This window comes from Hyphomonas polymorpha PS728 (assembly GCF_000685315.1).
Lineage (GTDB): Bacteria > Pseudomonadota > Alphaproteobacteria > Caulobacterales > Hyphomonadaceae > Hyphomonas > Hyphomonas polymorpha.
Genome location: NZ_ARYM01000018.1, coordinates 58,563 through 81,560 on the forward strand (window position 1 = coordinate 58,563; position 22,998 = coordinate 81,560).

Sequence of the window (22,998 nt, forward strand, 5' to 3'; positions counted from 1 at the left end):
CGCCTGCATCACCTCAGCTTCAGGGTGGCAAGGCCCATCAGGGCGAACAGGACGGAGAGAATCCAGAAGCGCACGACGACGCGCGTTTCCGGCCAGTTCTTCTTCTGGAAATGGTGGTGCAGGGGCGCCATCAGGAAGATGCGCTTGCCCTCGCCCGTCAGGCGCTTGGTGATCTTGAACCAGCCAATCTGGGTCAGCACCGAAAGCGCCTCCAGCACGAACAGGCCGCCGATCACGACCAGCGCAAATTCATGTTTCGTCGCCACGGCGACCACGCCGAGCATGGCGCCCAGGCCAAGCGAGCCGGTGTCGCCCATGAAGACTTTCGCCGGATAGGCATTGAACCAGAGAAAGCCCATGCCTGCCCCGATCACCGCGCCAAGGATCACGGCAAGCTCGCCCGCGCCCGGCGCAAATTGGATGCCGAGATAGGAGGCGAACACGAAGTTACCGGTGAGATAGGCAATCATCGCATAGGCAGCGGCGGCAAACGTCATCGGCACAATGGCGAGGCCGTCGAGCCCGTCGGTGAAGTTCACCGCATTGGCCGCGCCGACGATGACGATCATGCCGAAGAGGATGAAGAAGCCGCCCAGCGGCAGGAAGTAGTTGTTGACGAAGGGCACCGCCACGCCGCCGGAGAAATTCGGGTCGGCCGGCTGCACAGAGGTTTTCGGCGCAAAGCCGGCAATCCATTCTGCCAGCGGATTGAGCGGCCCCCATTCGGCATGGCCGGCGGGCGTGTGCGCCCCGTGCAGGCCCATGATGATGGCGCAGGCGAGCGCCGCGATGCCGAAGCCGGCAATCAGGCGCGCCCCGGCAGACACCCCATCGGTCGATTGCTTGGTGACCTTGGCATAGTCGTCAAGGAAGCCGAGGAAGGCATAGGAAAAGGTGACGACGAGCGTGACCCAGACATAGGGGTTCTGCCAGTTGCCCCAGAGGGCAACGGCGACGATCAGGCCCACCCAGATCAGCAGGCCGCCCATGGTGGGCGTACCCTTCTTCGAGAGCTGCGCTTCCAGCGAGAGATCGCGAATCGGCTGGCCCTTGCCCTGACGCGCGCGCAGGAAGTTGATCAGCCCCTCACCGATCAGCACCGTCACCAGAAATGCCGTGACGACTGCCGCACCGGTGCGGAAGGTAATGTAATTCAGCAGGTTGAATACGCCGCTGTCCGCGGCCAGCAGTTCATACAGCATCAGCTTACCCTCGCAGCTCCTTCTGAGCCGCCATCCATCTTGCCCAATCCGGCCGGCTGGCTCCATTGGCGCAGCCGGTCCGCTATCCGTCCCATCCCGGACGCATTCGACCCTTTGATCAAGAGCACATCCCCAGCGCGCAGTGCTTTTTGCAGCTGATTCCACAACTCATCCGCAGTCGGAGCAGATATCTGCTGCAGATCCTGCGGCAGAGCCTCAGAAAGGTGTTGCATTTCGGCACCAGCCAGGAACACCCCATCAACCCCTGCCTCAACGATCGGCCCGGCAAGGTTGCGGTGCTCCTCGGCTGAGGACTCCCCGATCTCGCGCATGTCGCCGAGCGCGGCGAGACGGCGCGCCCCCGCGCGTTGGGACAGCCCCTTGAGGGCGGCGCGCATGCTGGCGGGGTTGGCGTTGTAGGCGTCATCGATCAGCGTGATCTCGCCGATCTCCGGCAGGGTCAGCGTTTCGGAAGTGCCCCGGCCCGGCGGCGGGGCATAGCCCGACAGCGCCTCGGCACATTCGGTGACGGAGAGACCGGACTGGCTGGCCGCGAGCAGGGCGGCGGCGACATTCTGCGCCCAGTGCGCGCCGACAGCATCCAGCGTCACACTCACCCGGCGACCGACGATTTCCACGTCCACGCGGCTGGTGCGGCCATCGGTTTCATAGGCCACGATGCGGGCAGTGGCATCGGGCGAGGTTCCGAACGTCTCGACATTGCCCGTGGGACAGAAACTCCGTGCCCGTTCGGAGAGATAGTCCAGAAATTTATCGTCCGCCGGCAGAATGATTGTACCGCCCGCTTCCAGGCCAGCGAATATGTTCGCCTTCTCCTCGGCGATCCCCTCCACCGAGCCAAGCCCCTGAAGATGGGCGGCCGCAATGCAGGTCACAATGCCGGTATGCGGGCGCACCATATGGCTGCGCGGGGCAATCTCTCCGGGCGTGTTCATGCCGATCTCGAACACGGCGCGCTGGGTTTCCTCCGGCATCCGCGCGAGCGTCAGCGGCACGCCCCAGTGATTGTTGAAGCTCTTGACGTTCCAGTGGGCCGGGCCAAAGGCGCGGTAGATCTGCGCCAGCATCTCCTTCACGGATGTCTTGCCGGCAGAGCCTGTCACCGCCGTGCGATGGGCGCCGCAGCGCACGCGCGCCGCAATGCCCAGCTGCGTCAGCGCGTCCAGCACATCCTCAACCTGCACTACCGGTCCGCCCGGCATGGGCCGGGAGACAAGCGCGCCGGCAGCCCCCGCCTTGAAGGCGGCCTCCACAAAGTCATGCCCGTCGCGCTGATCCTTCAGCGCCACGAAGAGGTCGCCCTTCTGCAGGGTGCGCGTATCGATGGAGATCGAGCCTGTCACTTCAAAGGGGGCGCTGGCCGCGCCGCCGGTGACGAGTTCGATATCGCTGGAGATCCAGAGCGGGGCTGTCATCGCGCACTCGCTTTCAGGGCGGCCAGCGCCTCATCCTGGTCAGAGAAGGGCAAGACCTGCGAGCCGATGATCTGGCCCGTCTCATGCCCCTTGCCGGCAATCACCAGCGTGTCGCCTTTTTTCAGCTCACGGATCACGGTGTGGATGGCCTCGGCCCGGTCGCCAATCTCGCGGGCACCCTTCGCGCCGCCAAGGATCGAGGCGCGGATTCTGGCCGGATCTTCCGAGCGGGGATTGTCATCTGTCACGATCACATCATCGGCCTGGCGGCTGGCAATCTCACCCATGATCGGGCGCTTCTTCGCGTCCCGGTCGCCGCCACAGCCGAAGATCACCTTCAACCGTCCCGCCGTATGCGGACGGACAGCGCGCAGCAGCACATCCAGCCCGTCAGGCGTATGCGCATAGTCCACGAACACAGCGGCGCCCGTCTCGGTCTTGCCGACAAATTCGAGACGGCCTTTCACGGGCTTCAGATTGGCAAGCCCCTCGGCCACGGCCGGGAATTCCATGCCGAGCGACAGACAGAGCGCAGCGGCCGCCAGCGCGTTCAGCGTCTGGAACTCGCCGATCAGCGGCAGCTCGATCGGTTTCTGCTCCACATCTTTCCAGTAGAGGAACAGCGTCTGCCCGGTCGCTTTCGGCATCAGCTCGTCGATCCAGAGATCCTCGCCGCGCCAGCCGAATGACACCACCTGAAGCCCGGCCTTGCGCGCCGTCTCTTCGACAGTCTCGCGATGATCGCTGTCCGCGTTGACGATGGCTGGAATGCCCTTGGGCGCCAGATCACGGAAAAGGCGCAGCTTGGCGCCCAGATAGGCCTCCATCGTCGGATGGTAATCCAGATGGTCCTGGGTGAGATTCAGGAAGGCAACAGCAGAGAGATCCACCCCGTCAAGACGGTGCTGCTCAAGGCCATGGCTGGAGGCCTCCATCGCGCAGTGCGTCACGCCCTGGGCGGTCAGCAGTTTCATCGTTTCACTGACGGTTACCGGGTCGGGCGTCGTGTGGCCGATATCGATCTTGCCGCTCGGCCCGATGGCGCCCAGCGTGCCCATCGAGGCGGCCTTGATCCCTGCCCGGCCCCATATCTGACGGGCAAAATCGACTGTTGAGGATTTGCCATTGGTGCCGGTGACGGCCACCACGAATTCCGGCTGCGCGCCATAGAAGCGCTTGGCCGCCAGCGCCAGCGCGCGGCGCGGCTCGTCGGCAATCACATGCGGCACGGACACCTCGCCCGCATCGCCATCCGACAGGATCGCCGCGGCGCCCTGCGCGATGGCCTGGGGCACAAACCGCCCGCCATCATGCACACTGCCCTTGAGGGCCGCAAACAGCCAGCCCGGCTGAACCTTGCGGCTGTCAGCGGTCATTCCGAGGATCTCGGTCTCGCCATTCTCAGCGAGCGGGAAAAGGTCCGAGAGGTTCAAAGTTCACTCCTGTTCTGGGAGAGGGGTCTGGGCGGCGCGGTGGCAGGCCGGAGATCCTCAAAGCGCGGATCGACCTCGAGAAGCGGCGCCACGCGCTCAATGATACGCCCAGCAACCGGCGCAGCGTTCACAGCGGCGGTCATGGTTCCGTCCTCGATGGCCTTGGGCTCATCCAGCGTCACAATCAGGGCATATTGGGGGCTGTCTGCAGGAAATACCGCAGCAAAGCTCGCAACATTGCGGTCCTTGGCATAGCCGCCGGGGATCGGCTTCTCCGCCGTACCCGTCTTTCCCGCCACGCGGTATCCGGGCACCTCGGCGCGGCGCGCTGTCCCATTCACCACGCTCTGGCGCATCATCTCGGTCACCAGATGCGCCGTCTGCTGGGAGAAAAGGCGCACAGGCTCAGCCTTCGGTGCGGCCTCATCCTCCACCAGCACCGGCGCCGCCATCACCCCGTCATTCCCGAAGGCAGAAAACGCCACCAGAAACGCCATCGGCGTCACCGAGATGCCATGGCCATAGGAAACCGTCGCCGCCGTCACCTCATCCATGCGCGCGGGCACAAGCGGCGCGGCCGAGCCGGGCAGGCCGACGGGCGCGCGGCGGGTGAGGCCGGCCAGATCCAGAAACTGCTGCTGGCGCTGGGCCCCCAGCGCGTAATTCACCTGCACCGTGCCGATGTTGGAGCTTTCCGACAGGATTTTCCAAACGTCCGCCTCACGGGCAAACCAGTGCGTATCGGAGATGCGGCGTCCCTGGATCAGCAGGGGCTGGCCCACCGGGAACCGGTCTTCCGGCTTGATCGCGCCCACGTCCAGCGCGGCAGCAATCGTCAACGGCTTGAAGATCGAGCCGAGCTCATACACCGCGCTGATCGCCCGGTTGGTGCGGGAAGGGTCGTCCGCAGGCGTATCGCTCGCGCGGTTGGGATCAAATGGCGGCCAGCTTGCCATGCCGCGAATGGCGCCGGTGCGCGTATCCATCAGGATCGCGGCGCCGCCCTTCATGTCATAATCCATCGCAGCCGTGGCGAGCTCTGCCTCCAGCGCCGCCTGGGCGCCGATATCCAACGTCAGCCGGACAGGCGCCACCCCACCCTGAAGTGCGGCCTCCTGCGCCAGCTCGACCCCGGCGATCCCCTTCCCATCGACATTGGTATAGCCGAGCACCTGCCCGGCCAGCACGCCGCGCGGATAGGCCCGGCGGGCCTCTTCACGGAAATCAAGGCCCTCAAGGCCAAGCGCCGCCACCTGCTCGCGCTGGCGGGGCGTCAGCCCGCGCTTCACCCAGACGAATTTGCGTTTGGGATCAGACAGGCGAGCAGCAAGGTCGGCCTCGTTCAGGTCCGGCAGCACACGGACAAGCTGCCCGGCGACATCCGCGCCATCCCAGATCAGGCTCGGATTGGCCCAGAGCGACCAGGAGACAACCGACGTGGCCAGCAATTCGCCGTTCCGGTCCACAATGTCCGCACGCTGCTGAAGCGCTGCCGTCATCGGCCGGGCCGCTGCATTGGACGGCGCGTCCGACAGGGCCAGATAACCGCCCCGGCCCGCCATCAGCACGAAGAGCAGGCCGATGGCCAGCCCGGCGAGCCGTGTACGATGCCGGGAGGCTTCGCTCATCTGGGCGCCTCCGCAGCCTTGCCGGCATCTTCATCCGTGTCCGCCGTGTCAGCGGCCTCACTGGATACCGACATGACCTGCAGCGTGGTCACCGGCGGGCCGACCACTTCATCAAGGTCGCCCTCATTGGCCATCTGGCCGGGCTTGGGCGGGGCCATGCCCAGCTCCTTGCGGGCATATTCCTCAATCCAGTCCCGCCGGCTCATATGGGCGAGCTCGGTTTCCAGAAGCGCCTTTTCGCGTTGGGCTTCCTCAATCTGCGCTTCCACCGCCATCAGTTCGGCGGCGGTGTCCTTGGCACCATATTTTGCCCGGTAGAGGCTGAAAATCAGCAACCCGGCGACCAGAAGACCAAAGAAAAATACCTTGCGGCTCATCGCGACTTCTCCAGCTCCGCGAGCGGCGGCAAGTTCATACCGTCGCTCGCCTCATCCTGGGCCGCGTCCGCGTTGGTGCGGATCGCCGCCCGCAACTTTGCAGACCGTGCGCGTGGATTGGTTTCCACTTCCTTTTCAGACGGCTGCACCGCCTTGTTTTCCTGCAGTTCAAAGGCCGGCTGCGGCCCCTTGGAGAGCAGCGGCATGTGGCGCGAGCCAGACGGCACAGCGCCCGCTTTCTGCTTCATCCACTGCTTCACCAGCCGGTCTTCCAGCGAATGGAAGGTGACAACCACCAGCCGCCCGCCCGGCTTGAGGATATGCTCGGCCGCGCGCAGGCCGCGCGCCAGCTCGCCCAGCTCGTCGTTCACATACATCCGAATCGCCTGGAAGGTCAGCGTGGCGGGGTGAACCCGCGCGCCGCGCCGCCCGCCGACCGCGTCTTCAACCACAGAGGCGAGATCCGCCGTCGTCTCGAACGGCGCCTCCGCCCGGCGCTGCACCAGAACACGGGCAATCCGGCGGGCGTTTTTCTCTTCGCCCAGACGGAAAATCACATCCGCCAGGCCCTTTTCGCTCATTCTGTTGACCACATCGGCCGCAGACGGACCGCTTCCGCCCATGCGCATGTCCAGCGGGCCATCCTTCATGAAGGAAAAACCGCGCTCGGCCTGGTCGATCTGAAAACTGGAAACCCCGATATCGAGCACAACGCCGTCCACGGCAGAATGGCCCGCCTGCTCAGCCAGGGTGTCGAGATCGCCGAAGCAGCCGAGCAGGGGCACGAGGCGGGGATTGACCTCCGCCATCTTCTCGGCCCGGACAATCGCGTCGAGATCGCGGTCAATGCCGAGTACGGTGCAACGCGCCGCCTGCAGGATGGCAGTGGTGTAGCCGCCACCGCCGAAGGTGCCGTCAATGATGACATCGCCATCGGCCGGGGCGAGGGCGGTCAGCACTTCGGCCAGCATCACCGGCAGATGGCCGGGCTCAGCGGGCGTGCGGGGCGTGGCGCGTGTCGACATCAGCCCGCCTCCCCACGTCCGGCCGCGGCCCGGCGCTGGCGCACCTTATTATAGGCCGACGCAAAGGCATCGAGCGTTTCAGGCGCGTTGACGATCGAGCGCATCCGCATCTGATGCAGGCTGAAGCGCTCCGGGTTCCAGATGCGGAAACTGTCCATCTGGCCGGAAAACTTGATCTTGCCACTGAGGTCTGCCGCTTCGCAGAGATCCTCGGGCAGCTTCACCCGGCCGGTATCGTCGATCTTGAGATCGGCCGACGCGGCGATGATGCAGGTGACGATGGCTTCGCGGATAGGCGATTGCAGCGGCAGTTCGGCCAGGGTCTCGCGGTAGAGCTCCATCAGCTCCTCGCCGCCACCCTCAAGCGCGCCGGACCCATCCGGGGCCTGCCAGATGAAAACGCGATTTGACCCGCCCAATGCGGCGCGGAAAGGTGCAGGGATCGAAACCCTGCCCTTTGCGTCAATAGCGCCCTCATAGGTGGAAACAAACACCCGCCTAGCCCAATCTTATCTGCCTAAACCCCGCCATGGGTAAACCATGTGTAAATTTGGAGTATCATGGGCACGCATGGGCCTCAATGGGCACCACTGGCGAATCAGAATTTCCACATTGGACCAATTGAGGAACAAAAAGCGCTCATCATCGGAACGCTACGCAACTCTCAAATGGGCAGACATGGGAAACCCTGCAAAACCTTAGCAGAAACCGGGGCTTAGGTGCCCGTGTTGCGATGCCGCATCGCTTGCCCGCCAGAGATGCAATCGCGCAGCTTTTGCCGGTTTCCTTACCAAGAATACATGCGCGCGGCGGGGTATTGCCCACACCCGGCCCCTCCCCGCCCAAAAAGAAGCCCCCGGACCCATAAAGGCCCAGGGGCTCCCATTCGGGATTCGCGAAGTGCGGTCAGGCAGGCTCTGCCGCCAGCGCCGCTTCCGCCGCCAGGATGCGCGCCGCAGCGTTGACCACTGCGCCGATCCGGATCGCCGCCTGGATCTGCTCGCTGGTCATGCCGTGCTTGCGCAGCTCGGCCTCATGCGCGTCGAGGCACATGCCGCAGCCATTGATCGCCGACACCGCAAGCGACCACAGCTCGAAATCGGCCTTCTCCACGCCCGGATTGCCGATCACGTTCATCCGCAGGCGGGCGGGCAGCGTGGTGTAGGTGGTGTTCGAAACCAGGTGCGTGGCGCGGTAATAGACATTGTTCATGCCCATGATGGCGCTGGCGGCCTTCGCTGCAGTCAGCGCTTCGGCCGAGAGCTTGCCGCGCGCTTCGGCTTCGATGGCGCGCAGCGTCTGGGGCTCGCCTACAGCATGGGCAGAGGCCAGGTAGCAGCCATATTTCTGCTGGTCGTTCAGGATCGTTTCGTTCGCCAGAGAACCGATATTGAGACGGATATCCTTGGCATAGTCCGGAATCAGGGTCTTCAGGGTTTCAAGCGACATCGCGCACTCCTGTCAGTCTTCGAAAATGGAAAGGCGAATAACCAGCTGGTCCCGACCGCGCCCGCCATGGGCGGGGGGACGTGGGGGCAGGCGCAAGGCCCGGAACCAGCTGGCATTCAGTCTCGCTTAGGCGAGCTCGAGCGTCTTGCCGCCAACCGGACGGTTGCACGGGCAGAGCTCGTCCGTCTGCAGAGCGTCGAGCACGCGCAGGGTGTCCTGCGGATTACGGCCAACGTTCAGGTTGGTGACGTAGACGTGCTGGATGACATTGTGCGGGTCGACGATGAAGGTGGCGCGGTAAGCAACGCCGGCGCCTTCTTCGCGCACGCCGAGGCCATCGACGAGCGAGCCGTTGGTGTCCGCGAATTGCCAGATCGGCAGTTCTTTCAGGTCGCCATGCTCACGGCGCCAGGCGAGCTTCACGAACTCGTTGTCGGTCGAGCCGCCGAGCACAACAGCATCGCGGTCAGCGAATTCCGGGGCAAGACGCGCGAATTCGGCGATCTCGGTCGGGCAGACGAAGGTGAAGTCCTTCGGGTAGAAGAAGATGACTTTCCAGAGGCCGGGGAAGCTGTCCTGGGTCAGCGGCTCGAAAGCGCTTTCGCCATTCTGTTCGTGTTGCATGAATTTCGGTTTCACGCCGGTGATCTGGAAGTCAGGCAGTTTCTGGCCGATGCCAAGCATAGGGAGGTCTCCTCAAACGATTTGCTGGCCTGCTTCGGTGGCTGCAGGCAGCTCCCGAATTGGTGCAGCGCACGCAATAAAGAAAATTGATAATTCCGATTTATCGTATAGATTATCCCTATGATCCTTCCGACGCTCCGCCAGCTTCAATTCCTCGTCGCCCTCGGTGAAACGGGCTCTTTCTCCCGTGCTGCCGAGGCTTGTCACGTCACCCAGCCCACCCTTTCGGCGGGCATAAAGGAGCTGGAAGATCTCTTCGGGGTTGCCCTGGCCGAGCGGGAATCCCGCGGCGCCACATTGACGCATGCCGGGGAAATAGCCGTCGCGCGCGCTTCTGCCCTGCTGGCGGACGCCCACGCCCTCGTCCAGGCGGTCACCAGCGCCGGCGCCCTCTTCTCCGGTCCGTTCCATCTGGGCGCCATTCCCACCATCGCGCCCTTCGTGCTGCCCCAAATCGTCGGCCAGCTCACCCGGCGCTATCCCGACCTCAAACTCTACCTCACCGAAGACCGCACCCATCGCCTGATCGACCAGCTGCGCGCCCGGACGCTCGACGCCGCCTTCATCGCACTCCCCTGGGAAGCGCCGGGCATCGAGGTGATGACCCTGTTCGACGACGAGTTCCTGCTCGCTGCCCCGGCCAGCCACCCGCTCAGCCGGAAGAACGGCCTCTCCCCGGAAGACCTTCAGGGCGAAGACGTGCTGCTGCTGGAAGATGGCCACTGCCTGCGCGACCATGCTGTCTCGGTCTGCCGCCTGAAGGCCGGCGCCGGGCGCGAGCAGGTCGCCGCCACCTCGCTCGGCACGCTGGTCAACATGGTCGCCGGCGGTCTTGGTGTCTCGCTGATCCCGCGCCTGGCTGCGGATAACGGCCTCACCCTCGGCCCGGATGTCGCCGTGCGCTCCTTCGTCAACCCGATCATCGGCCGCCAGGTTGGCATTGCCTGGAAGTCCGGCAGCCCGCGCGAAGCCGAAGCCCGCAAGCTCGGCGAACTGGTACGCGAACGCCTGCGGCCCGATGGCAGCGCCATGACCTGAAAAGTCTTGAGCCGGGCCCCTACCGCACACTCACCAAGCAGAGTATCAGCGGAAAATCGGGGCTTCGGACAAGGGACTTTGCATCAGCCATGAGGGGGCACGCAGCAGGGGTCAGCGGTAAGCCATCATGGGCCTGAGCGCATCCTGGCGCGCCGCCCTGGCGGCGGGCGCTGTCAACCTCGTTCTCGGCGCAAACCTGCCCTACCTGCCGGTCTGGATGGAGCGCGCCGCCGGCATGTCCGGCGCCGAGATTGCCGGCGCCAGCACGCTTGCCATCCTCATCCGCATCTTCGCCGGCCCGCTGACGGCCGGAATCGCCCAGGATCACGGTCTGCGCGGCACGCTGGCCGCCGTCATGGCAATCGCGCTGGGCGGATATGTGCTGCTCTTTCCGGATACGCCGCGCGCGGTCGATTTCTTTCTCTGTGTCGTGATTTACAGCGCCATGAATGTGATGGGCCCGCTGTTTGAAGCGGTCCTGGTCTTCGGCACCCGCAATGGCCGGCCCGATTATGGCGAAGGCCGCGCCATCGCCTCGGCCGCCTTTGTCATTGCCAATCTCGCCGGCGGCGCCATCCTCGGCGCTTGGGGGCCGGACTGGGTTCTGGTCTATCTGATCGCCGCCTGCGTCGTCGCCGCCATCGCGCCCCTTTTCACCAAGCAGGGCGCCCGCGCCGCCGTCGCCCGCCGCCCGCTGATCTCCACCTTCACCGACTCCTTCACCCTCTACCGGATACCCGGCGTGTTCGTGTACCTGCTCGCCGCCGCCCTGATCCAGGCAAGCCATGGGGCGTACTATGCGTTCGCCTCCAATATCTGGATCGCGCAGGGCATCGATGGCAGCCATATCGGCGCGCTCTGGGCCATCGGCGTGGCGGCGGAAATCCTGCTGCTGCTGGTCTCCCGCCAGCTTCTGAAGAACATGAACTACTACACCATGCTCTGGATCGGCGGCCTCGGCGCCCTCATCCGCTGGACCGCCGCTGGCTTCGTCCTGCCGGTGGAAGCGGTCTATGTGTTCCAGACCCTGCACGCCGCCAGCTTCGCCATGACGCATATCGGAACGATGCGTTTCCTTCAGGCCGCCCTGCCGGATGACAAGCTCTCGCTCGCCTATTCGGCCAATGGCGCGCTGATCTTCGGCCCGGCCATGGCCGTCACCGGCCTCGCCGCCGGCCTCGCCTATGACGCCCTCGCGCCGGGCGGCATCGAGGCGCAGACGAAACTCTACTGGCTGATGGTCGTCATCATCCTCGCCGGCCTCGCCCTCACCTGGCGCGCCACCCGCCAGCCGATCCACCCTGTTTCTCAACCCTGACATCCCTGAAGCGCCCGCACGCGCGCCCGCTTGACACGCCCGTTATATAACAGGTTATATAACTCATGATTTGAAGGAGGCCCTGATGGCCAGAGACGTTCTTGCAGAGATGGGCTACCTCGCCCTCGGCAGCCGGTTGAAGCGCCTGGCCGAGAAGATGCAGGCCGACGCCACCAAAGTGTTTGCTGATCGCGGCCTGCCCATTCAGGGCACGCATTTTCCCTTGCTCGCCGCGCTCACAACCTATGGCCCGATGAGCGTCACCGAAGCGGTCGAGGCCGTCGGCATCAGCCAGCCGGCCGTGACCCGCATCCACAACGCCCTGCAGAAAATCGGCATCACCACGACCAGCCGCGTGAAGGGCGACAACCGCCAGAAGCTGATCCGCCTCACGCCCGAGGGCGAATCCCTGCTGGAAGAGTTGAAAGCCGATCTCTGGCCGCAGGTGCGCCGCGCCGCGCAGGGGCTCTGTGAAGGCGAAGAAACCGGCTTCCTCTCCTGGATCGCCCGGCTGGAAGGCGCGCTTCAGCAACGCTCCCTGCACGACCGTATCCGCGACGAGGGCGCCAGCAGCCGCCCGGCTTTGCGGCTGGTCGAGTTTGATGACCGCCTCGCGCCGGAGTTCGACGCCATCACCCGAGAATGGGTGGAAGCCATGTTCACGCTGGAAAAGAAGGACATCGAAATCATCGAAAACCCGCGCGAAAAAATTCTCGCGCCGGGCGGAGAGATCCTGTTCGTTGAGGCAGAGGGCCTCGGCATCATCGGCACCTGCGCGCTGATGCCGGTGGAGGGAAACATCTTCGAGCTGACCAAGATGGGCGTGCGCGCCTCCGCCCGCGGTCTGAAGGCAGGCGAATTCCTCCTTGACCGGACGATAGAACGGGCCCGCCAGATGCCGATTGGCGAGCTGTTCCTGCTCACTAATTCAAAATGCGCCGCCGCCATCCATCTCTATGAAAAGGCCGGCTTCGTGCATGACGCTGGCATCATGGCACGCTATGGCGCCAGCTATGCGCGGGCCAATGTGGCGATGTCCTACGATCTCTCGAAACCGCCCCGGACCTGATCCGGGCCGGCTTCAAAAGTCACATCAACCCGTTTCGCGTTCGCCGCGCACGTCGAGGTCGTATTCCCGCACCTTGCGGTAAAGCGTCGAGCGGCCAATGCCGAGACGGCGGGAGACTTCGCTCATATGGCCGTCATAGAAATCAATCGCATACTGAAGGAGATCGCGCTCGATGTCCTGCAGGCTGCGGATCTCGCCATCGGCGTCCTTGATGGCGACGGGCACATCCCCCACCATCGGCGCAGGTGCCGGGCGGGCATCATTGGCCGGCACCGGCGGGGGCTCTGATGCGCGCGCCGGCATGGCGGGCAGCATCTTCACTTCGCCCATCATGCTGGAAATCTGCGGGAAATCCTGCGGGCGCAATTCGTCCCCGTCACACAGCACCACAGCGCGGAAGACAGAGTTTTCAAGCTGGCGCACGTTGCCCGGCCAGTCATAGGCATACAGCATCTGCAGCGTGTCTTCGCCCGCGCCGGTCACCTTGGTGCCCTCGCTCGCATTGAAGCGCGCGATGAAATGGTCAACGAGTGCCGGAATATCCTCACGGCGCTCGCGCAGCGATGGCATGTCGATGGGGAACACGTTGAGGCGGTAGAACAGGTCTTCGCGGAACGTGCCGGCCTTCACCTGACCAGCCAGGTCGCGGTTCGTCGCCGAGATGATGCGCACGTCCACCTTGGTCGGGCGGCGCGAACCCACAGCGTCCACTTCGCCTTCCTGCAGGGCACGGAGCAGTTTCACCTGCGCGTCCAGCGGCAGCTCGCCCACCTCATCCAGGAACAGCGTGCCGCCATCGGCTTCAACGAACTTGCCGGGGGATTTGGAAACCGCCCCCGTAAACGCGCCTTTCTCATGGCCGAACAGGATCGACTCCACGAGGTTTTCCGGAATGGCGCCGCAGTTGACCGTCACGAACGGCTTGCCCGCCCGCGCACTTGCGCCCTGAATGCAGCGCGCAATCACCTCTTTACCCACACCGCTTTCGCCCAGGATCAGCATCGGAATATCCGACGCCGCGCCCCGCTCTGCCATGCGGATCACGCTGCGCATCGCCGGGGCCGAGGCAATCATGTCCTCGAACTTCATGCCGCCCTCGGCCTTGCGCGAAAGGCGTTTCACTTCGCCCGTCAGGCTCTGCATCTTCAGCGCGTTGCGGATCGAGACGACCACACGTTCCGGGTTTGCCGGCTTCACAATGAAGTCCACCGCCCCACGCCGCATCGTCTGCACGATCGTGTCGATGCCGCTCGTTGCCGTCAGCATGATCACCGGCAGGTCCGGGCGCTTGGTGTTCAGCCGCTCCAGCGTCTCCATGCCCGAAAGGCCCGGCATCGTCAGATCCAGCAGCACCACATCCACGCCTTCGCGCGCGTCAGACGCCAGCTGCAGGCCCGTCTCGCCATCGGGCGCTGTGCGGCAGGCAAAGCCGGCCTTCTCGACGGCTGCCTGAAGCAGGCGGCGCTGCGTCGGATCATCATCGACCACCAGGATCGTCTTGGCCATGGTCACACCCTTTTCATCCATTGCGGCCGGCACGCCTCCCTCGGGCGCCCCGTGCCGTTTCGTTACGCCCCGTTCTGACACAGACGCATGGAGTTACGGTTTCGCCAGCCGTTTGAATTTCATCGAAATCTTCGCGGACACCGCCCGGGGGTTTTGTGACAACCGTATGACATCTGCAGTTGCACGCCGGAATCTCGGGCGGTTCGGCTTGCAAATTGCCGGCGGTTGCGGCTTCTGCGCCTCACATCGTCTCGAGCGCGGGGGCTTCAATGGTGGATGGCAAGGAACCAACGATCGTCAAGGAGACGCTCGATAAAGACCTTGCGAAGATCGGGAAAGCCGAAGCCGCCACCGCCACCCTGGCGCGCGGCCTGGTGGCTCCCGGCTTTGCCTTCCTCTTTCTCGCCGCGATCGTGCTGATCGGCGGCACGCTGTTCGGCAACCAGACCAATGGCCTGCTGATCGTCGCAGCCGCCGCCATCGGCGGCTATATGGCGCTCAATATCGGCGCCAATGATGTGGCCAACAATGTCGGCCCCGCCGTCGGCTCCAAGGCGCTGACCATGACCGGCGCCATCATCATCGCCGCCATCTGTGAAAGCGCCGGCGCCCTGCTCGCGGGCGGGGATGTCGTCTCCACCATCTCGCGCGGCATCATCGACCCCACCAATGTCGCCAACACCGAAACCTTCGTCTGGCTGATGATGGCAGCGCTGATCTCCGCGGCCCTCTGGATCAACCTCGCCACCATCCTGGGCGCGCCGGTCTCCACCACCCATTCCATCGTCGGCGGCGTCATGGGCGCAGGCATCGCGGCGGCCGGCTTCGGCGCCGTCAGCTGGCCGGTGATGGCCGGCATCGCCGCCTCCTGGGTCATCTCCCCGGTGATGGGCGGCATCATCGCGGCGGCCGTCCTCGCCTTCATCAAGATCGCCATCATCTACCGGGAAGACAAGATCGCCGCCGCCCGCCGCTGGGTGCCCGTGCTGATCGCCGTGATGGCCGGCGCCTTCGGCACCTATATGGCGCTGAAAGGCGTCAGCAAGCTGGTCAAGATTTCCCTGCCCCACTCCCTGCTGATCGGCCTGGCCATCGCGCTCGTCGCCTGGGCACTCACCCACCCGCTGATCCGCCGCCAGTCCGAAGGCATGGAAAACCGCAACCAGTCCCTGCGCCAGCTGTTCATCTGGCCGCTGATCTTTTCCGCCGCCCTGCTGTCCTTCGCCCACGGCGCCAATGATGTGGCCAACGCCATCGGCCCGCTCGCCGCCATCGTCCATGCCCTGCAGGATGGGGAGGTGTCAGACCGGGTCACCATCCCGCTCTGGGTGATGATGATCGGCGCCTCGGGCATCTCCTTCGGCCTGATGCTGTTCGGGCCAAAGCTCATCCGCATGGTGGGCGACTCGATCACCAAGCTCAATCCGATGCGCGCCTATTGCGTCGCCCTGGCTGCCGCCGTCACCGTCATCATCGCCAGCTGGCTCGGCCTGCCAGTCTCCTCCACCCACATTGCCGTGGGCGCGATCTTCGGCGTCGGCTTCTTCCGCGAATGGTTCACCGCCACGTCGCAGACGCGCGTTGCCTATGTCCACATGAAATCCCCCAACGGCGCGTCCACCCAATTCTCCGGCCTCGCCCGCCGCAAATCGGCCCGCAAGCTCGTCCGCCGCCAGCACGTCACCAGCATCGCTGCAGCCTGGCTCATCACCGTCCCCGCCAGCGCCACCCTCTCCGGCGCCATCTACCTGACGCTGCAACACCTCTTCAGGATTGTCTGATCCCCTCCGCCCCGCCCACCCAAAACTCTCCCCTTGCGCGAAGGTTAACAAAGCGTAAAGGTAGAAATCCAAGAGGGGTACATCGGGTGAGGAGACGCGTGACATGGGCCGCCAGGGCACAGCCGCGAGCAGGGTCAGCTATAAACAATTCCGGGCAGAATGGAGCTGGAGCGCAACGGCGATCTTCTGCGGCCTGGCGCTCGCCGCCACCGGCGCCTTCCTCCTGGCCGCGCCCTTCTTCCCAGATGTCGCCCCAGCCAATGTCCGCGCCGACTGGCTCGCCCTCGCCACCCTGATCACCGGCCTCTTCACCGCCAACATGGCGCGGATGCTTCAGATATGGGCGAAGTTAAAGCCTGTTGTCCGCATACAGCCAATCAAACGACTGGAGGCGCAACGTAGAACGGCCGACCGCAGCTTCCGGGAATTATTCATTTATCTGTTTGCTGCTTTTGGCGGGCTCACCGCGTTTACTTTTCTGTCCGCCCAACCTGGCATGCTACCATGGGAAAATCTCGGCCTGCACGGCGTTGGAAGCGATATCACCAAGCCCCAGCATGTTGCGGCTCTGATCGCTTCGGTTGGTCTGGCGCTCATCCCTTTGATTTCAGGATTCTATCTGCAGTCTCGCGAGGAACAGGATGCCTTGAAGCGGGAGATGCTGCGTGATGACGCGATTTCCGCCTCTTCCTTCTGGATGGGTGCCGCTCTGTTGGCGGGCATCATCACACTGGCTAGTTGGGCGGCCCAGGTTTCACAGAACCAGCAAGAAGGTGTTGCCGCCAATCTCGCTTACTGGATCACATTTGCCGTCGTCGCGCTCTTCGTGGCCTTCATCTTCCTGCCCCACATCCAGCGTTACATTGATCATCTGGCCGAGAGCGAGCGAGAACCGGGAGACACAGCAGCCAACACTCCTCTACTGATCGGCGCGCCCGCGATCGCGCTGAGCTGGTTCGACTCAATTCTCGTTCGCTTTGTTGCGCCGCTGACGGGCGCGACTCAACACGGCCCACTAGTTCCCCATGGCTTCGTTATCCTGTCACTGGTTCCCTTGACAGCACTTGGGTTCATCCTGCCGCAACCTTTCGGACTAGCGCCTATTGCTCTAGGCATGCTGATGGTTATTGCTCTCGGCCGGCGCTGGGCGTGGATCGAAGAAGACCGCGAAATTGCTTCGCGCCTGTTGCGGACAGATGGCAAGGAAATCCAGATCGGCTTTGAGAATGACCTCAAAGACGAGGCGCTTCTCGGGTATGCCTTCCTGTTCATTCTGGTGCCGCTGGCGCTTCATCAGATAAATGGCGTTTTCCATGCGTTCACGGGTGCCGATGGCGCCCCGATTTCCGACCCGTTCTTTGCCTGGCTGAGCTTTTTTGGCGGGGAACTTGCCAAGGCTGTCCCATTCGTCGACTGGTGGGAAATCTACAGTGTAGATATCCGTACACCCGTCGCGGGCGCCTGTGTTACAGGAGACTGCTCCGGCACTCAGGCTCCGAATATTGTTCCGGCGGCGAAACACCTGACCTTTGCCGCACGCGCCATGGTTGATCTCGTGATTATGGCAGCGCTGTTCCAGGCCATCGGCATCTGGCAACGCAGCCGTGCGCAGGACCGGCTATACGACGCTGGCCAACTGGATGCTTTCGATCCGTTTACAGAAGTTCGTTTCTTCAAGCAGGGCATGAAGAAGGCGGAAAAAGCCGGAAAGACGGGAAAAGCTTACATTGCCCGCAAGAAATTCGAGGAGCGCGTTGAAAAGCACATGCAGCTCCGCAAGGATCTTCACCTGCCCAAGGTTCCCTACAATCAGTTCCGCCTCGGCGAACTGCTTCTACATGCAGACCCGGAAGTAAGAGCAGGCGCGGAGTGGATGCTCGATCAGTACGGCGTTCTTGCAGGCACGCCTTACCATAAATTGCAGCAGCTCTCCGAGCAATGGCGGAAGGCATGGTTTGAAGGCACTCCTGAGAGCGACGCAATCCGGAGCCTTGCGAAGGAGGAACAGCAAGTGTGGCGCCGCGCGGAAAAGCTGCGCCTGGAAGCGCTTCTGGACGAGTTGATAGATGATGAGGACGAAGAAATTCCGGCCTTCATGTCCCCAAGGGATGTTGCCAATGTTGTGCAACTCGTTGTGATCGCTGGCGCGGCGGCGGAGTTTCACTACGCACGGGTAATCGTTATGGAACTGCTTGCCCGCATTCCCGATCCTGGCGCCTTCTGGGCGCTTGCAGCTCAAGCCTGCCGGAATGGTCCCTGCCTCTCAGATTGGCGCAGCCGGATCGATGCGATGTTTGCTGATGATGTCCGATCTCAAAATGGCGTTTGCGCCAGTGCACATCACGGGCGTCAGGAAATGCGCGCCCTTTGTTACACAGCCATAGCAGAACAAGTGAACGGCTATCAGGAAGGCGATTTAATGAATCGTACCGTTCTCAACTTCCTTGAGGATGCCGAAGGCTGTGGCGAAGGAACTATTGCGGCCGAAGCGCTCAAGAAGGCCATCAGAGGTGTCCGCATCTTCGTGCCCCCAGCTCAGCAACGCCTAAGACCGCAGAGACCTTCTGCGCAGGCGGTTGAGCTCGAAGCCCAAACAGAAGAAGAGGACGAACCCGAGCTTGAACCCACCTAACCCCTCAAAATCTTCCCCATCGTCTTCCCCTTGGCCAGCTCGTCCACGAGCTTGTCCAGGTAGCGGATTTCCCGCATCAGCGGGTCTTCGACCGCTTCCACGCGCACGCCGCAGACGACGCCCGTGATCAGTTCCCGCGCCGGATTCATCGCCGGGGCCTCTGCGAAGAAGGTTTCGAAGTCCACCCCCGCCGCAATCTGCGCGTCCAGCTGCGCCTGGCTGTAGCCCGTCTGCCAACGGATGATCTCGTCCACCTCCGCCTGCGTGCGCCCTTTCTTTTCAGCCTTGGCGACATAGGCCGGATAGACCTTGGCAAATGCCATTGAGAAGATGCGGTGCCCGGCCATTTGTGCCTCCCTTTTGGCGGAGAACTTAACCGCGTCACGCCCGCCTGGACAGCCCAAACCAGCGCGCCGCCGCTCGCTCCGGTTGGGGCATTCCCGGAAAACTAGAAAGCGCTTGCCAACCTGAAGGAACACGATCTAGATGATCCGACCGGCTTCCGGTATTGATCTAAAACAAATATTCTGGGGAACCCCTAATGAAGAAAATTTTCGCGCTACTACCGGTGGTAGTGGCCCTGACCGCCTGCGCGACAGTCACACGTGGCACAACGGAAGCCTTCGTTGTCGAAACCACGCCTTCCGGCGCATCGGTCACCACCAGCTTGGGGCTGAGCTGCAGCCCAACCCCATGCGCCATCCCGAAAGTGAAGCGCGAATCCGAGTTCACCGTCACGATTGCGAAGGAAGGCTTTGAAACCACCACCCACAACGTCACGCACCAGATGTCTGGCGGCGGCGGTGCGGGCATGGCCGGCAACGTGATCCTGGGCGGCGGCATTGGCGCCCTGGTGGACGCCAATAACGGCGCCACGCAGGAGCTCGTGCCGAACCCGCTGCGCGTGACGCTCCAGCCGGCAGCCCCGGCTGTCGCTGCCGCTCCGGCGGCATCTGAAGCGGCGGCGATGGCCGAAGCGCCCACCAGCTAAGCGGGTTTCTCCCGGCAGCGGCCGGGCCGGGACGGCGCGAAGCCTCGCTTTGCCTCTTTCCGGCCCCGGTCCAGCGCACCGAACAATACAAGAACACCCTTTACTCTCTCCCCGCCCGGTCCAATATGGCCGGCATGGCCCGCTCCTCCCGTCCCCCCGCTCGCGGCGTCGCTGACGCCTCTGCTGCCTTCGCCCTTGATGGCGCCGCGCTTGATGCCGCCGGCCGCCTGCCGTCAGACCAGTGGACGCCCCACCGGCCGGACCGCGACTGGGTGAAGCTCGAAGGCGGCAAGCGCTTCCGCGTCGCCTCCGAATACGAACCCGCCGGAGACCAGCGCACCGCCATCCCCGAGCTTGTCGAGGGCATCACCAATGGCGAGCGCGACCAGGTCCTCCTCGGCGCCACCGGCACAGGCAAGACCTTCACCATGGCCAAGGTCATCGAGGCCACCCAGCGCCCCGCCCTCATCCTCGCGCCGAACAAGACCCTCGCTGCCCAGCTCTATGGCGAGTTCAAATCCTTCTTCCCGGACAATGCGGTCGAATACTTCGTCTCGTACTACGACTATTACCAGCCCGAAGCCTATGTTCCGCGGTCTGACCTTTACATCGAGAAGGAAAGCTCCATCAACGAGGCCATCGACCGGATGCGCCACTCGGCCACCCGCGCCATCCTGGAGCGGGACGATGTGATCATCGTCGCCTCGGTCTCCTGCCTCTACGGCATCGGCTCGGTCGAGAGCTATACCTCCATGACCTTCACCCTGAAGGCCGGCGACCGGATCGATCCCAAGGAGGTCACCCAGCGCCTCGTCGCCAACCAGTACACCCGCAACGATGTCGCCTTCGGCCGCGGCGCCTTCCGCGTCAAGGGCGATGTCATCGACATCTTCCCCGCCCACTATGAGGACCGCGCCTGGAAGCTCTCCTTCTTCGGCGACGAGCTCGAGTCCATCACCGAGTTCGATCCCCTCACGGGACGGACGATGCAGAAGCTGCCCCAGGTCAAGATCTACGCCAACAGCCACCACGTCACGCCGCGCCCGACGCTCAACCAGGCCATCGAGAAGATCAAGGCGGAGCTGAAGACCACCATCGCCCATTTCGAAAAGAACGGAAAACTCCTCGAAGCCCAGCGCATCGAGCAGCGCACCCAGTACGACCTCGAAATGCTCGCCGCCACCGGCTCCTGCAACGGTATCGAGAACTATTCCCGCTACCTCACTGGCCGCAAGCCCGGCGAGCCGCCGCCCACCCTCTTCGAATACCTGCCCGAGAACGCCCTCGTCTTCACCGACGAGTCCCACCAGACGATCCCCCAGATCGGCGCCATGTTCAAAGGCGACTTCTCCCGCAAGTCCACCCTCGCCGAATACGGCTTCCGCCTGCCCTCCTGCATCGACAACCGCCCCCTCAAATTCGAGGAATGGGACGCCATGCGCCCCCAGACGGTCCACGTCTCCGCCACCCCCGGCAGCTGGGAGCTGGAGCGCACGGGCGGCGTGTTCACCGAGCAGGTCATCCGCCCCACCGGCCTCATCGACCCGCCGGTCGAGGTCCGCCCCGTCTCCAATGACGGCGCCAACCAGGTCGACGACATCATGGCCGAGGCCAAGGCCGCCGCCGCCCGGGGCCACCGTACACTGATCACCACCCTGACGAAAAAGATGGCGGAAAACCTGACAGACTTCCTCCACGAGAACGGGGTCAAGGTCCGCTACATGCACTCGGATGTCGACACCATCGAGCGTATCGAGATCATCCGCGACCTGCGCCTCGGCGTGTTCGATGTCCTCGTCGGCATCAACCTGCTGCGCGAGGGGCTCGACATTCCCGAATGCGGCCTCGTCGGCATTCTGGATGCCGACAAGGAAGGGTTCCTGCGCTCGGAAACCTCCCTCGTCCAGACCATCGGCCGCGCCGCGCGCAATGCCGAGGCCAAGGTCATTCTGTATGCGGACCGGGTCACCGGCTCGATGCAGCGCGCGATGGACGAAACCAGCCGCCGCCGCGAAAAGCAGATGGCCTATAACGAGGAACACGGCATCACGCCGCAAACCATCAAACGCGCCGTGTCAGACATCCTCTCCGAACTCGGCGAAAAGCCCTCGGCCAGCCGCTCCCGCCGCAACCGCGAACGCGGCGTTTCGGAAGAAAAACCCTTGCCACTTCGGGGCGAAACCGGGCACAACCTCAAAGCTGCCATCGCCAGCCTCGAAAAACAGATGCGCGAAGCCGCCGCGAACCTCGAGTTCGAAACGGCGGCTCGGCTGAGAGATGAGGTGAAGCGGTTGAGGGAAGAGGATTTGGGGATTTAGAGAGCAGCAGATCTACTTAACAACTGAGAAACTGCCAAAACGTCCAATTTCAATTTGGCTGTTTTCTCAGAGTATTCACTTAGCTCTGCCAAACTCGGACAAGTTCTCGGAATAGCTAACGAGGCTATAGTTTCATTTAAAGCGTCAATCTTAGCTTGCTCCGTATCAGATTTAATCATTGCTGAAATTTCGATAGACAACAAAGATAATTTGAAACGCTCTTCTTTAGTCTGCCGCGCCAATTCCGATGTATCAAAATCGGACTCTAGCGAGCACGCAGTGACGAATTCATTGGTGAGAACAGCAATTTCATTTGATTGGGCATCAAGCTGGGTCAGCTTACCTAGAATAAAAGCGGTTCGGATTTTTTCGTTTTCAAAGCCGCGACTGAAATGCGGGACCACAAATAGCACAAAGATGCCTCCTGCGATTGCTGACAACAGCGAGGTGGCCAACGACCACCAGATGGGAACCGCTTCTCGCCATAGAAAATTCTTAATGTGGCTCATCGTCATGTTCCGTAACGGAAGTCTTTATCCCAATCTTTTCCTGTGCTGCCTCGCCGAGCCTAGCCATCTCAGCACGCTGGTCTTCGGTCATAACATCTTTCATAAAGTCGATCGAGCGGTTTACTCTTTCTAGCGTGTCTGCGGGGATTTCACCTTTGCTGTTTTGGACGTAGATATCCTGCTCAGGCGCACACCCTGTTAGCCCATTGGCACACATTGTCATTGCAATCGCAGCGAATAATGCTTGAGCCGCCTCTCTTGGCCGCGCCCGGATGAACCCGGGAGAAGCAAAAGAATATGCGTAGTCAAAAAAGCTGTCGCTATCCAAGTATGTTTCAATAATCTGATCGATACTCAGACCTCTGAATATTTCAGGGTCGACGCCGGACTGCGCCGCGATATGAACCGCCGCAGTGACTGCCGACAACTTTATAAACTCAAAAGTCTCTGTGGGATTTCGTCCCGAATATTCCGGAGCCCTTATAGTCACCTCGCTACGATCCGCCGAAATGAAAGTGTCATAGGCGTAACCAAATATGGTGTCAGAAAAGCGCTCTCTCGGAATAATATGGACAGCCGGGTGAACCACGCCGGGTTTGCCG

The 22,998-nt window shown here is 63.0% G+C and carries 20 protein-coding genes; 7 read left to right on the plus strand and 13 right to left on the minus strand.

What is annotated here, in order from left to right:
- Nucleotides 1-8 precede the first annotated feature (8 nt).
- The 9 genes from mraY to HPO_RS14595 all read right to left on the minus strand — a co-directional run bounded on the left by mraY (nt 9) and on the right by HPO_RS14595 (nt 9,234).
- A complete protein-coding gene (gene mraY, locus HPO_RS14555) occupies nt 9-1,202 on the minus strand; it encodes a phospho-N-acetylmuramoyl-pentapeptide-transferase (protein WP_035600281.1) in 1,194 nt (397 codons plus the stop codon).
- The gene (locus HPO_RS14560) at nt 1,202-2,638 is read right to left on the minus strand and encodes a UDP-N-acetylmuramoyl-tripeptide--D-alanyl-D-alanine ligase (RefSeq protein ID WP_035600285.1); all 1,437 of its coding nucleotides are present in this window, start codon (nt 2,636-2,638) and stop codon (nt 1,202-1,204) included. The genes mraY and HPO_RS14560 overlap by 1 nt, the downstream gene beginning before the upstream one ends.
- Nucleotides 2,635-4,071: a UDP-N-acetylmuramoyl-L-alanyl-D-glutamate--2,6-diaminopimelate ligase gene (locus HPO_RS14565; protein ID WP_035600287.1), complete on the minus strand. Its 1,437-nt coding sequence runs from the start codon at nt 4,069-4,071 to the stop codon at nt 2,635-2,637. The genes HPO_RS14560 and HPO_RS14565 overlap by 4 nt, the downstream gene beginning before the upstream one ends.
- On the minus strand, nt 4,068-5,699 hold the full coding sequence (locus HPO_RS14570) for a peptidoglycan D,D-transpeptidase FtsI family protein (protein WP_035600288.1): 1,632 nt from the start codon (nt 5,697-5,699) through the stop codon (nt 4,068-4,070). Before HPO_RS14570 ends, HPO_RS14565 begins: the two co-directional genes overlap by 4 nt.
- Nucleotides 5,696-6,076 (minus strand): cell division protein FtsL, encoded by a 381-nt coding sequence (gene ftsL, locus HPO_RS14575; RefSeq protein ID WP_051612653.1) that lies wholly within the window; start codon nt 6,074-6,076, stop codon nt 5,696-5,698. Before ftsL ends, HPO_RS14570 begins: the two co-directional genes overlap by 4 nt.
- Nucleotides 6,073-7,101, minus strand: a complete 1,029-nt coding sequence (rsmH, locus tag HPO_RS14580; RefSeq protein ID WP_035600289.1) for a 16S rRNA (cytosine(1402)-N(4))-methyltransferase RsmH — start codon at nt 7,099-7,101, stop codon at nt 6,073-6,075. The genes ftsL and rsmH overlap by 4 nt, the downstream gene beginning before the upstream one ends.
- Entirely contained in the window at nt 7,101-7,595 is a 495-nt protein-coding gene (locus tag HPO_RS14585; protein WP_051612654.1) for a division/cell wall cluster transcriptional repressor MraZ, read from the minus strand. The genes rsmH and HPO_RS14585 overlap by 1 nt, the downstream gene beginning before the upstream one ends.
- A gap of 412 nt (nt 7,596-8,007) precedes the next feature.
- Complete coding sequence (gene ahpD, locus HPO_RS14590) at nt 8,008-8,550, minus strand: alkylhydroperoxidase, AhpD family (protein WP_035600291.1); 543 nt, start codon at nt 8,548-8,550, stop codon at nt 8,008-8,010.
- A 126-nt stretch (nt 8,551-8,676) separates the two neighbouring features.
- Nucleotides 8,677-9,234, minus strand: coding sequence for a peroxiredoxin (locus HPO_RS14595; RefSeq protein WP_035600292.1), 558 nt, complete (start codon nt 9,232-9,234; stop codon nt 8,677-8,679).
- Nucleotides 9,235-9,354: 120 nt separating this feature from the next.
- Between HPO_RS14595 and HPO_RS14600 the strand changes: the two genes are divergently transcribed.
- The 3 genes from HPO_RS14600 (at nt 9,355) to HPO_RS14610 (ending at nt 12,659) form a co-directional block, all read left to right on the plus strand.
- On the plus strand, nt 9,355-10,272 hold the full coding sequence (locus HPO_RS14600; protein ID WP_035600294.1) for a hydrogen peroxide-inducible genes activator: 918 nt from the start codon (nt 9,355-9,357) through the stop codon (nt 10,270-10,272).
- A 127-nt stretch (nt 10,273-10,399) separates the two neighbouring features.
- Nucleotides 10,400-11,590: an MFS transporter gene (locus HPO_RS14605; RefSeq protein ID WP_035600295.1), complete on the plus strand. Its 1,191-nt coding sequence runs from the start codon at nt 10,400-10,402 to the stop codon at nt 11,588-11,590.
- 85 nt (nt 11,591-11,675) lie between these two features.
- A complete protein-coding gene (locus tag HPO_RS14610; protein WP_035600297.1) occupies nt 11,676-12,659 on the plus strand; it encodes a bifunctional helix-turn-helix transcriptional regulator/GNAT family N-acetyltransferase in 984 nt (327 codons plus the stop codon).
- A 24-nt stretch (nt 12,660-12,683) separates the two neighbouring features.
- On the opposite strand, the gene HPO_RS14615 is transcribed toward HPO_RS14610, so the two are convergent.
- Entirely contained in the window at nt 12,684-14,165 is a 1,482-nt protein-coding gene (locus HPO_RS14615; protein ID WP_035600329.1) for a sigma-54-dependent transcriptional regulator, read from the minus strand.
- A 269-nt stretch (nt 14,166-14,434) separates the two neighbouring features.
- Between HPO_RS14615 and HPO_RS14620 the strand changes: the two genes are divergently transcribed.
- On the plus strand, nt 14,435-15,946 hold the full coding sequence (locus tag HPO_RS14620) for an inorganic phosphate transporter (protein WP_035600299.1): 1,512 nt from the start codon (nt 14,435-14,437) through the stop codon (nt 15,944-15,946).
- A gap of 103 nt (nt 15,947-16,049) precedes the next feature.
- Nucleotides 16,050-18,578 (plus strand): hypothetical protein, encoded by a 2,529-nt coding sequence (locus tag HPO_RS14625; RefSeq protein WP_035600301.1) that lies wholly within the window; start codon nt 16,050-16,052, stop codon nt 18,576-18,578.
- Here HPO_RS14625 and HPO_RS14630 read toward each other — a convergent pair.
- Nucleotides 18,575-18,925 (minus strand): DUF2200 domain-containing protein, encoded by a 351-nt coding sequence (locus tag HPO_RS14630; RefSeq protein WP_035600303.1) that lies wholly within the window; start codon nt 18,923-18,925, stop codon nt 18,575-18,577. The genes HPO_RS14625 and HPO_RS14630 overlap by 4 nt on opposite strands.
- Nucleotides 18,926-19,119: 194 nt before the next feature.
- Here HPO_RS14630 and HPO_RS14635 point away from each other — a divergent pair, with 194 nt between their 5' ends.
- Both HPO_RS14635 and uvrB read left to right on the plus strand, forming a co-directional pair.
- On the plus strand, nt 19,120-19,569 hold the full coding sequence (locus HPO_RS14635; protein WP_035600305.1) for a putative periplasmic lipoprotein: 450 nt from the start codon (nt 19,120-19,122) through the stop codon (nt 19,567-19,569).
- Between the two features lie 134 nt (nt 19,570-19,703).
- A complete protein-coding gene (gene uvrB / locus HPO_RS14640) occupies nt 19,704-21,887 on the plus strand; it encodes an excinuclease ABC subunit UvrB (RefSeq protein WP_035600330.1) in 2,184 nt (727 codons plus the stop codon).
- Here uvrB and HPO_RS14645 read toward each other — a convergent pair.
- Together HPO_RS14645 and HPO_RS20730 are read right to left on the minus strand one after the other, a co-directional pair.
- Entirely contained in the window at nt 21,884-22,396 is a 513-nt protein-coding gene (locus HPO_RS14645; RefSeq protein WP_157532861.1) for a hypothetical protein, read from the minus strand. The genes uvrB and HPO_RS14645 overlap by 4 nt on opposite strands.
- A partial coding sequence (locus HPO_RS20730) for a hypothetical protein (protein ID WP_162174052.1) occupies nt 22,383-22,998 on the minus strand: 616 nt, incomplete at its 5' end. The genes HPO_RS20730 and HPO_RS14645, both read right to left, overlap by 14 nt.

What these genes read in the sequence shown, in the direction of transcription:
- mraY (WP_035600281.1), bottom strand. Translation starts at nt 1,202, where the DNA reads ATGCTGTATGAACTGCTGGCCGCGGACAGCGGCGTATTCAACCTGCTG.
- HPO_RS14560 (WP_035600285.1), bottom strand. Translation starts at nt 2,638, where the DNA reads ATGACAGCCCCGCTCTGGATCTCCAGCGATATCGAACTCGTCACCGGC.
- HPO_RS14570 (WP_035600288.1), bottom strand. Translation starts at nt 5,699, where the DNA reads ATGAGCGAAGCCTCCCGGCATCGTACACGGCTCGCCGGGCTGGCCATC.
- ftsL (WP_051612653.1), bottom strand. Translation starts at nt 6,076, where the DNA reads ATGAGCCGCAAGGTATTTTTCTTTGGTCTTCTGGTCGCCGGGTTGCTG.
- rsmH (WP_035600289.1), bottom strand. Translation starts at nt 7,101, where the DNA reads ATGTCGACACGCGCCACGCCCCGCACGCCCGCTGAGCCCGGCCATCTG.
- ahpD (WP_035600291.1), bottom strand. Translation starts at nt 8,550, where the DNA reads ATGTCGCTTGAAACCCTGAAGACCCTGATTCCGGACTATGCCAAGGAT.
- HPO_RS14595 (WP_035600292.1), bottom strand. Translation starts at nt 9,234, where the DNA reads ATGCTTGGCATCGGCCAGAAACTGCCTGACTTCCAGATCACCGGCGTG.
- HPO_RS14600 (WP_035600294.1), top strand. Translation starts at nt 9,355, where the DNA reads ATGATCCTTCCGACGCTCCGCCAGCTTCAATTCCTCGTCGCCCTCGGT.
- HPO_RS14605 (WP_035600295.1), top strand. Translation starts at nt 10,400, where the DNA reads ATGGGCCTGAGCGCATCCTGGCGCGCCGCCCTGGCGGCGGGCGCTGTC.
- HPO_RS14610 (WP_035600297.1), top strand. Translation starts at nt 11,676, where the DNA reads ATGGCCAGAGACGTTCTTGCAGAGATGGGCTACCTCGCCCTCGGCAGC.
- HPO_RS14615 (WP_035600329.1), bottom strand. Translation starts at nt 14,165, where the DNA reads ATGGCCAAGACGATCCTGGTGGTCGATGATGATCCGACGCAGCGCCGC.
- HPO_RS14620 (WP_035600299.1), top strand. Translation starts at nt 14,435, where the DNA reads ATGGTGGATGGCAAGGAACCAACGATCGTCAAGGAGACGCTCGATAAA.
- HPO_RS14625 (WP_035600301.1), top strand. Translation starts at nt 16,050, where the DNA reads ATGGGCCGCCAGGGCACAGCCGCGAGCAGGGTCAGCTATAAACAATTC.
- HPO_RS14630 (WP_035600303.1), bottom strand. Translation starts at nt 18,925, where the DNA reads ATGGCCGGGCACCGCATCTTCTCAATGGCATTTGCCAAGGTCTATCCG.
- HPO_RS14635 (WP_035600305.1), top strand. Translation starts at nt 19,120, where the DNA reads ATGAAGAAAATTTTCGCGCTACTACCGGTGGTAGTGGCCCTGACCGCC.
- uvrB (WP_035600330.1), top strand. Translation starts at nt 19,704, where the DNA reads ATGGCCCGCTCCTCCCGTCCCCCCGCTCGCGGCGTCGCTGACGCCTCT.
- HPO_RS14645 (WP_157532861.1), bottom strand. Translation starts at nt 22,396, where the DNA reads ATGAGCCACATTAAGAATTTTCTATGGCGAGAAGCGGTTCCCATCTGG.